Source organism: Bartonella sp. ML70XJBT.G, from assembly GCF_028618575.1.
Lineage (GTDB): Bacteria > Pseudomonadota > Alphaproteobacteria > Rhizobiales > Rhizobiaceae > Bartonella.
The window spans coordinates 1-4082 of record NZ_JAQITA010000051.1 but is presented as its reverse complement, the minus strand read 5'-3'; the positions used below and the strand labels follow the sequence as shown (position 1 = coordinate 4082).

At 40.7% G+C, this 4082-nt stretch carries 3 protein-coding genes; all 3 read right to left on the bottom strand.

Annotated elements, in window-relative coordinates; translation table 11 throughout:
• Window positions 1-454, bottom strand: a 454-nt coding sequence (locus tag PVV64_RS10000; protein WP_273760843.1) for a transglycosylase SLT domain-containing protein, incomplete at its 3' end; no start/stop codon positions are given.
• 15 nt (window positions 455-469) lie between these two features.
• The gene (locus tag PVV64_RS09995) at window positions 470-2647 is read right to left on the bottom strand and encodes a hypothetical protein (protein WP_273760841.1); all 2178 of its coding nucleotides are present in this window, start codon (window positions 2645-2647) and stop codon (window positions 470-472) included.
• 2 nt (window positions 2648-2649) lie between these two features.
• Window positions 2650-4062, bottom strand: coding sequence for a hypothetical protein (locus PVV64_RS09990; RefSeq protein ID WP_273760840.1), 1413 nt, complete (start codon window positions 4060-4062; stop codon window positions 2650-2652).
• Window positions 4063-4082 lie beyond the last annotated feature (20 nt).

Here is a 4082-nt window from a genome sequence, read left to right as displayed (position 1 = left end):
TCTGAAACACACGGTTGGCAAAATCACCAGCACGCATTGCGTTATTGCCTGCATTCAAACCAACCGCATTGCTGCCAACCAATTGCGCTGCATTGGCATGGGGATTTTGCAAAAGGCGAGCGGCTCCCCCTGCTCCCTGTTGATGCGCTAAATACAATTCTGCCTCTGTTGGTGCTCTCCCCAAAACACGGCTTAAATGGTTACGATTATCAAGCGTCAACCGCCCCATCGCATCGGCTGCCTGTACGGGATCAAAACGATCTTGTAAACCATATTGCTTGGCGGTGCTGTCTATAAACTGATACAGACCACCAGCAGAAGAACGTGGATTCCTTGCATTGGGATTGCCACCACTCTCAACTTGGGCAACACGGTATAAATAGCTTTCCGGCAAGCCATAACGCACCGCTGCTTGACGTATCGCTTGATCAACTGGAGAACTATAACGGGTCATAATTTAATGCCCTCCTTACTCAAATGCACTCAATACATTCAAATCCTCTATTGAGGCTTTCCCTCCACCCCCAAACAGAGCAGCAGATAGTTTTTTCACCCATTCTTTCGTGGCATATCCCTTCTCTCGCGCTTTCACCATATTTTGAATGAGCTCTACAATTTTCTCATTCGAAATCTTTGTCCCACCTGTCAATAACTTGACGACATCCTTTTCAATCCGTTGACGCTCTCTAAACGCTGCTTCTTTGAAAGGTATCCAAGAAGCTTTCAACGCCGCTTTCCCTGCTTGCATAGCTGCATCACGTTTACTCGTTGGGACATTGACATGATGCGTAAAAGATATCTCTTTATTTGCTATACGATTTGGTATTCTGTTGTAAAAATCTGCATAATCGGCTTCTCTCTTGACAACATTCTTAACAGCAGCAGCTTGATCTGATCCATAAATCTTTGCAAACCTATCATACAGATCGTCCGTACCAAAAATCTCCTTTGCCTTGGAGACTTTATCTTCTGTTTGCCGCATACCTTTGAGAAGTTCGCCTCTTGAGCCCTTTTGAAAGTATTTTTGTTCTGCTTCTGATAATTCATCAAAAATTTTACTGAATTCATCATTATTAATCTTCTTTCTAAGGATTTTGGAACCTTCACGCATAGCATCTACATGAGAACTATATTGATGAAACAATCCACGTCCCTTCTTGTATTCAGAGGATATATTATCCATAATCTCTAACAATTTTTTTTGGATATCAACTAAACTACGAACTTGGCTATTATCTCCTTGTTTCTTTTCTTTCTCTATCATGAAGCCGATGACCTCCTTAGTCTTATGGAGAACACCCATGTTTGGTTTCTCTTTAAGGAGACTAAATTTTTGAGAAGAAAATGCACTGACGTTGTTGCCATCCGAAATAAAGCGCTTCAGTCCTTCATCATAAGCTTGTTTGAAGTATGGACGCTTCATTAATTCATTAAGAGCGCCATAATGGTGTTTCTCTATTGGAATCTTCTTGGCTATTTCGTAAAGATCATGAGATGCTGCTTTCCTACTCGCAATAAGATCTCCTTTTAAACCTACAACATTTTGACGAGGAACAAAGTATTTATCTGCTGCTTGATGAATACGCTCTCCTCCTCCCAATGCTCTCGCCTCTGCTCTTTTGGTCAAATCAAGATAAGCCCCTTGGTTCTTTTGTGCTATATCAAATACAAGATCTTGTAAAAAAGGACTATGATCGGCTACGTAATCAGTAAGAACAGCTTTCTTAAAAGATTCTCCTAGCTCCTCAGATGCCTCATTGCCTAAATGCTTACTGATTGCCCTTAATGTTGCTTTTTCAACGCCTTGCTTATGAGAAGGAGAAAAAAGTCTCCCTATTCCACCTACAGCAGAACCAGCCAAATGACCTAAAGCACTTCCAACCAATGTCCCTCCCGCTCCTAAACCAGCACCAGCTAATGTACTGGTAAATGTATTTCCCAATCCTTCACCCTCTCCTGCTCCATGTAATGCACCAGATGCTGCTCCAACTTTAAGCAAATGAGGCAATGTTGTTTTGTTCGTGATACCTAAAAACGGGCTTGCTACTTTTCCTACAGAACCTGCTTTCAAAAGACCTTGACCTAAGCTAGACTCTGTAAGACTCTTTACAAGGTTAGGCGCTAAAAAACGAGCTCCTGATGCAACCGCTCCCGCCCCTAAAGTTGCAAGTGAAGGGATTATTGACCCTAAAATATTTCCACCTAAAGACGTCCAATAATGTGTATCACTTACTCTACGTTGATAATCACGTATTTTATTGGCTTCTTTCTCATATTTCTCTCTGGTTTGCTTATCTCCACTCCAATAGTCGATAAGCCCATCCCAAAAAGCCTTTATTGCCCACTGATCATCAGATTTACGTCCTGCCGCTGTAATCCCTGCAATTTCATCATCTAAATTAAAACTCAATCCATGTTTTAAAGAGTTCCAAAATGCTTCGCCTTGCGTGATCTCTGGAGGCTGTGCTTCTTCATAAGAATGGTTGTTATAATCTGATATATGTCCAATAATAGGATATTGATCATCATTCCAAATATGACTATTTGAAGAGCGTTTTTTATAATCTGATATGTGTCCAATAATAGGGTACTGATCATCATTCCAAATATGATGTTCATCCATGTTAGCATTTTTATGAGTAAACATCTTTAGTATCTCTTTATTCTAATATAACCATCTGCATCTTGAATTTGTGTTCCTATCTCAAATTTAGCACTCTCTTTTGGACTGGACACCTTCACAAATTCCATAGTGTCTTGCGAATTAGTAGAATATTTAGCAGAGATTTCTTGAGGTGTTATTTTCCCCGTCATCCAATTATGCAAATCAGTTTTATCAAGCTTCTTTAAAGCATTAAATGTTATTTCAAGATTCTCTAAAGTTTTCAGTAGTCCCTTTGTATTACGCGCAGAATCTAAAGAACCAAAAGTTGCTACCATCGTCCGACTTTCGAAATCTGATATAGGACCAACACTCATATGTCCGTTAGGATTCATTGATTTTAAGCTTTCAAATACCGTCTTTAGAGCTCCACCTTTAATCGTATCAAATAATTTTTCTAATTCATTCGCAGGGGTTCCTCCAATTCCACGTGTCGCCCATGCCTTAAAGCCGTTAATCTTATGTTTGTGAATGAGTTCAATCGAATCACGAATAGCATCTATCCCAGCATTCATCTGATGTTTTGTAACAATAATATTTTTTTGCTTTTTATCCTCCCATTCTTTCTGTGCTTGTAGCTTCTGATTATACTCCAATTCCTGTAGAGTCCCTTCCATCGGTCTCTGTCCACGTTTACCTGTCTGTGGATTGGTATACCATTCATGCCCCGCAAGTAACTTAGGAGTATCATCACCTGTTAACAATGCACTAAGCATCTGAGGATTACTTGCCATAACCCGCGCTTCTTCTTCGCTGTAGCCTTTAGACTTTAGATACTCGACGGTTTGGTTAACTTTACCTCTTTGTTTATCGCCTTCATTCAGCTGTTTTACTCCACTTGCAAGCGCATCCCATCCAGAACCACCAGAGGGGGCTGCTGCCATACCTGCAAAAAGATCTTGAAGCTTCTTATAAGCATCCGATTGAAAAAACTTATAAGTATTAGACTGTAAAAACTTCTCTAAATCTGTCGGTGCTGAAGGTGGTGTTTGAGCCGCTGTATCCACTGGTCTAGCTTGCATTGGTTCATTAATATGAGGTTTAAGATCTTGTGCTTCAAATGCCTGTACATTTGGCATAGGGGAATGATTACCTACACCAAAAGGCATTTCCATGTGAGGAACAATAGAAGAGGGTAATGGTTCTTGTGGTTGCGGTATATTCGGTAACTTTGGTCCTGTTGGTGCATGTGCTGTTGTTGGATCCAGTGCTGCTCCAATCGCAGAACTAATAAACAAAGGATTTTTTGGACTTACTTTCATGAGTTGTCCTAATCTTTGCGCTCCTGTAACCGCTTTGGGAGCCACACGAGGATAAAGATATCTCAAAATATGAGGTCCATATCGCAATGCCGCCCCAGTTCCTGCTCCAGCTAATAAGCCTAATAATGGAAATGCCATAACGCCCTCCTACAAAACTC

What these genes read in the sequence shown, in the direction of transcription:
- PVV64_RS09995 (WP_273760841.1), bottom strand. Translation starts at nt 2,647, where the DNA reads ATGTTTACTCATAAAAATGCTAACATGGATGAACATCATATTTGGAAT.
- PVV64_RS09990 (WP_273760840.1), bottom strand. Translation starts at nt 4,062, where the DNA reads ATGGCATTTCCATTATTAGGCTTATTAGCTGGAGCAGGAACTGGGGCG.